Below are 3,791 nucleotides of genomic sequence, written 5' to 3' on the forward strand. Positions count from 1 at the left end.
AAGGAACGGACGCTTCCTTTGTGCCTGTTTCACCAGGCTCTCCGGGCGCTTCCCTTCGGTCTTGCGTTTCCGACTCTATCAGATCCTTTCGGCCCCGATTTTCGCCGGTGCGGTCCGGTCTTTCGGCTTTTCCGCGATTTCACTCTACCAGGCTTTTTCAGCCTCTCGAAACGCTGAATTTCCACAGGCACGCAGAAGGAGATTCGATATTCCGAATCGCGATTCGAGGAGTGCTGTCCAAGGTACTTGATCGCGTTTTCCACGATGTCGGCGCTCTCGGGCAGATCTCAGACAGTACAGGCCCCCCATGGGCGAGGCAAATCGCGGGGCGCTGATCGGCGCCGCTCGGCGGGTGTCGTTCATGCGGAGGGGCTGATTCTTATGACTTACGCTCTGAACGGTGCGCTGTCTGGGACAGGTAGTGGCGGCGGCCTGATGAATCTCCACCCCCGGGAGGCTTCCCATGACCACCGTGACGTCACCGCTCGCCGGGCGTGCCATCGGACTCGCGGCTGTGCCCGACCCGGTGTTTGCCGGCGCGATGGTGGGCCCCGGTACCGCCATTGACCCCGTGCGCGAGCCTGTCGAGGCCGTCGCGCCCGTGGACGGCGTCGTCGTCTCGCTCCACCCGCACGCGTTCGTCGTGGTGAACGCGTCCGGTCACGGGGTGCTGACGCACCTCGGGATCGACACCGTGCAGCTCAACGGCGAGGGCTTCGAACTGCTCGTCCACAAGGGCGACACCGTGCAGCGTGGCCAGGCGGTCGTGCGCTGGGACCCTGCGCAGGTCGAGAAGGCCGGTAAGTCGCCGATCTGCCCGGTCGTCGCGCTGGAGGCCGCGGCCGACTCGCTCGGCGAGGTCCGCGAGGACGGCGACATCGCCGCGGGCGAGGCGCTCTTCTCCTGGCAGTAGCCGGGAGCCGTCCCGCGATGGCAGGTTCGACATCCACCGCGGCGGCTCGCGTCGCCGCATCAACCGGAGACGAGTGCAATGGAGACAACTCTGCGAGGCGTCGGCGTGAGTCACGGTGTGGCGATCGGCGAGGTGCGGCACATGGGGACGGCGGTGCTGGAGCCGCCGGCCAAGCAGATTCCGGCCGAGGAGGCGGAGCGTGAGCAGGGGCGTGCCCGCCAGGCCGTGGAAGCGGTGGCGGCCGATCTGATCGCGCGGGGCAACCTGGCCGGCGGCGAGGCGCAGGCCGTGCTGGAGGCCCAGGCCATGATGGCCCAGGACCCGGAGCTGATCGCCGATGTCGAGCGGCGGATCGCCGTCGGCAGCACCGCCGAGCGCGGGGTGTACGACGCGTTCGCGGCATACCGGGCGTTGCTCGCGGGCGCGGGTGAGTATCTGGCGGGCCGGGTCGCCGACCTGGACGATGTCCGGAACCGGATCGTGGCGCGGCTGCTGGGTGTGCCGATGCCGGGTGTGCCGGACAGCGACGAACCGTATGTGCTGATCGCGCGGGACCTGGCTCCGGCCGACACGGCGCTGCTCGATCCGACATTGGTGCTCGGGTTCGTGACCGAGGAGGGCGGTCCCACCAGCCACAGCGCGATCCTGGCGCGGGCGCTGGGGGTACCCGCGGTGGTCGCGCTGCCGGGCGCGGGTGAGCTGGCTGAGGGGACCGTCGTCGCGGTCGACGGGAGCACCGGCGAGCTCTTCGTCGAGCCGAGCGAGGCGAAGCGGGAGGAGCTGGAGACGGACGCCGCGGCGCGGAAGGCGGCGCTGGCCGCAGCGTCCGGGCCCGGTGCCACCTCCGACGGTCACAAGGTGCCGCTGCTGGCGAACGTCGGCGGGCCCGCGGACGTACCTGCGGCGGTGGAGGCCGGTGCGGAGGGCGTGGGGCTCTTCCGTACGGAGTTCCTCTTCCTGGACGACAGCAAGCAGGCGCCGTCCGAGGAGAAGCAGGTCGAGGCGTACCGGACGGTGCTGGAGGCGTTTCCGGAGGGCCGGGTCGTGGTGCGGGTGCTGGACGCCGGCGCCGACAAGCCGCTGGACTTCCTGACGCCCGCCGATGAGCCGAACCCGGCACTGGGCGTGCGGGGGCTGCGTACCCTGCTCGACCATCCGGACGTGCTGCGGACGCAGCTGACCGCGCTGGCGAAGGCCGCCGAGGGGCTGCCCGTCTACCTGGAGGTCATGGCGCCGATGGTGGCGGACCGTACGGACGCGAAGGCGTTCGCGGACGCGTGCCGGGACGCCGGGCTGCAGGCGAAGTTCGGGGCGATGGTGGAGATTCCGTCGGCGGCGCTGCGGGCGCGGTCGATTCTGCAGGAGGTGGAGTTCCTTTCACTGGGGACCAACGACCTCGCGCAGTACACCTTCGCGGCGGACCGTCAGGTGGGCGCGGTGTCGCGGTTGCAGGATCCGTGGCAGCCGGCGCTGCTGGATCTGGTGGCGCTCTCCGCGGAGTCGGCGAAGGCCGAGGGCAAGAGCTGTGGGGTGTGCGGTGAGGCGGCGTCCGATCCGCTGCTGGCCTGCGTGTTGACCGGGCTCGGGGTGACGTCGCTGTCGATGGGCGCGGCCTCCCTTCCCTATGTGCGGGCGTCGCTGGCCAAGCACACGCTGGCGCAGTGTGAGCGTGCCGCGGCGGCAGCGCGGGCGGCGGACACCGCCAAGGAGGCGCGGATCGCCGCGCAGGTGGTGCTCTCCGGGGAGTGACTCCCGGCGGCGCGCTGCCGCTCGTGTCGTACCGGACGGCCGTCCCGCCTCTGTGGCGGGGCGGCCGTCCGGCGTATCGCGTACCGCTGCGGGATGTCAGCAGCGGTGGGTCTCCGGTGGGCGGGTGAGGGGGAAGCCGTGGGTGTGGTCGACCTGGTGCTCGGGCGGGATGGGCTCGCCTGTCTCGGCGTCGGTGCAGTAGGCGGTGAAGACCTGGGCGGCGGTGAGCGGCTCCGGCCAGCCGTCGCGCAGTGTCCAGCCGCGCACGGTGTCGTGTGGCGTCGTGGTGCCGTCGTCCGGCTGCGGTTGCGGGCGGGTGCTGCGGGAGACGATGCCGCCCGGTGTGCGGTGGGCGATTCCGGCGGCCAGGACCGTGCAGAAGGTCAGGGACTCGGATTCCGGGAGGCGGTGGCGGCCCTCCTCGGAGGTGATGCGGAGGGCTGCCAGGAGGGGCGGGGCCCCGGCGGGGATGCTGCAGACGAGGTGGTGGGTGCCGTCGCCGAGGCCGTCGAGCAGTTCCTTGAGTGCCTGGGTGGCGAGGGCGAAGGCGGTGTGGGAGAGGTCCTCGTCGCAGTCCGGGCAGGTGCCGGCCTCGGCGAGCCGGGTGGCCGCCCTGTCCCAGGCGATCTGCCGCCCGGTCTCCTCGACCAGCAGCGGCAGGAGTGCGGCCAGGGGTTCACCGGCGTACGGCACGGTGGCGCCGGTGCAGGCGAGTTCGGCGGTGTAGCGGGCGCGGCTGTCCGTGGTGTCCGGGTCGAGGCCGAGCTCCTGGCAGTACTCGGCGTAGGCGGCGGGGTCGAAGAGGGTGAGGGTGGTGCGCACGCCTTCGGCGGTGCGGGTGCGGAGGTGGTCCTCCAGGTGGCGGAGGTAGCGGGTGTGGTCGTCGAACGGGAAGGTGCGGTAGCGACGCATGGCCGCGAAGTCGTGTGGGTCGGCCAGCACGGCGGCGGTGCCGGGGATTTCGCGGCGCAGTTGTTCCCGGGTGCGGCGGGTGGTGCGGAACGTGGATGTCATGACGCCCCCTCGGTGAGTTGGTCGTGGGGGGGGGGGGGGGGGGGCGCCGCCCGCCCCCGCGGACGCCCGGGGGGGAGTAACAAACACACAAACACCCCCCAAACCACAAAAAATG

3 protein-coding genes are annotated in these 3,791 nt (G+C 71.3%); 2 read left to right on the forward strand and 1 reads right to left on the reverse strand.

Annotated elements, in window-relative coordinates; translation table 11 throughout:
- Positions 1–463: 463 nt before the first annotated feature.
- Positions 464–913 carry a PTS glucose transporter subunit IIA gene (locus tag ACFWWQ_RS29560; protein WP_384602331.1) on the forward strand — a complete coding sequence of 150 codons (450 nt, stop codon included), beginning with the start codon at positions 464–466 and terminating at the stop codon, positions 911–913.
- A gap of 78 nt (positions 914–991) precedes the next feature.
- Entirely contained in the window at positions 992–2,662 is a 1,671-nt protein-coding gene (gene ptsP, locus ACFWWQ_RS29565; protein ID WP_384602333.1) for a phosphoenolpyruvate--protein phosphotransferase, read from the forward strand.
- Between the two features lie 96 nt (positions 2,663–2,758).
- Here ptsP and ACFWWQ_RS29570 read toward each other — a convergent pair whose 3' ends face one another.
- A complete protein-coding gene (locus ACFWWQ_RS29570) occupies positions 2,759–3,676 on the reverse strand; it encodes a hypothetical protein (protein WP_384602335.1) in 918 nt (305 codons plus the stop codon).
- Positions 3,677–3,791: the final 115 nt, after the last annotated feature.

Source organism: Streptomyces sp. NPDC059080 (genome assembly GCF_042739975.1).
GTDB lineage: Bacteria > Actinomycetota > Actinomycetes > Streptomycetales > Streptomycetaceae > Streptomyces > Streptomyces benahoarensis.